The 1,400-nt window shown below is 59.1% G+C and carries 1 protein-coding gene; it reads left to right on the top strand.

The window, feature by feature from the left end:
• Positions 1-50 precede the first annotated feature (50 nt).
• A complete protein-coding gene (locus tag B4967_RS11460) occupies positions 51-1,340 on the top strand; it encodes an ISL3-like element ISPpu12 family transposase (protein WP_004574636.1) in 1,290 nt (429 codons plus the stop codon).
• The last annotated feature ends 60 nt before the right edge of the window (positions 1,341-1,400 follow it).

The raw sequence follows: 1,400 nt of genomic DNA, 5'->3' as shown, positions 1-1,400 counted from the left end.
CCAATGCCGAGCCGGATGGATCTGACTGACACCTACGCCTATACAACACCATGACCGAACTTCCCGACAACATCCTTCACCTGCCGCAATACCAAGTACTGGGCTGCAAATCAACCGACGACGAAATGCACTTCCAGGTGGACGTGCCCGATCCCATCGCCTGCGAGGAATGCGGCGTGCAGGGTGAGTTCGTACGGTTCGGCAAGCGTGACGTTCCCTATCGTGATCTGCCCATCCACGGCAAGCGGGTCACTCTCTGGGTGGTCCGCCGCCGATACACCTGCCGGGCCTGCAAGACAACATTCAGGCCCCAGCTACCGGAGATGGTGGACGGATTCCGTATGACACTGCGGCTGCATGAGTACGTGGAGAAGGAATCCTTCAACCACCCCTACACCTTTGTGGCGGCACAGACCGGCCTGGACGAGAAGACGGTGCGCGACATCTTCAACGCCCGCGCCGAGTTCCTGGGGCGCTGGCACCGCTTCGAGACGCCCCGCATCCTGGGCATTGACGAGCTATACCTGAACAAGCGCTACCGCTGCATTCTGACCAACATTGAGGAGCGAACCCTGCTCGACCTGCTGGCCACCCGCCGCCAGGACGTGGTGACCAACTACCTGATGAAGCTGAAAGACCGGCAGAAGGTCGAGATCGTCAGCATGGACATGTGGAACCCCTACCGGGCAGCGGTCAAGGCTGTGCTGCCCCAGGCCCGTATCGTGGTCGATAAGTTCCATGTGGTGCGCATGGCCAACGATGCCCTAGAGAGAGTGCGCAAGGGCCTCAGAAAGGAGCTGAAACCGTCCCAGAGCCGGACTCTCAAGGGAGACCGGAAAATCCTGCTGAAACGCGCTCACGAAGTCTCAGACCGGGAGCGCCTCATCATGGAGACCTGGACAGGCGCGTTCCCGCAACTGCTGGCCGCCTACGAGCACAAGGAGCGCTTCTACGGCATTTGGGACGCCACCACACGGCTCCAGGCAGAAGCCGCCCTGGACGAGTGGATAGCCACCATCCCGAAGGGCCAAAAGGAAGTCTGGAGCGATCTGGTCAGGGCAGTGGGAAACTGGCGCGAAGAGACCATGACCTACTTCGAGACGGACATGCCCGTCACCAACGCTTACACGGAGTCCATCAACCGACTGGCCAAGGACAAGAACCGTGAAGGGCGCGGTTACTCCTTCGAGGTGATGCGGGCACGAATGCTCTACACCACGAAGCACAAGAAGAAGGCACCGACTGCGAAGGTCTCTCCTTTCTACAAGAAAACCATCGGTTACGGACTGCCGGACTTCGCAGAGGAACTCAACTACGGAGTCGATCTATCAACCATCTGAGGGTGGTATCAGATTGATGGGGTGAAGGTGCCCCATCAACCATTAAATCCGTATACCCTT

It is taken from the genome of Vreelandella lionensis, from assembly GCF_002087295.1.
GTDB lineage: Bacteria > Pseudomonadota > Gammaproteobacteria > Pseudomonadales > Halomonadaceae > Vreelandella > Vreelandella lionensis.
Note: the sequence above shows the minus strand (reverse complement) of the source record. Positions and strands in the feature narration are given on the sequence as shown.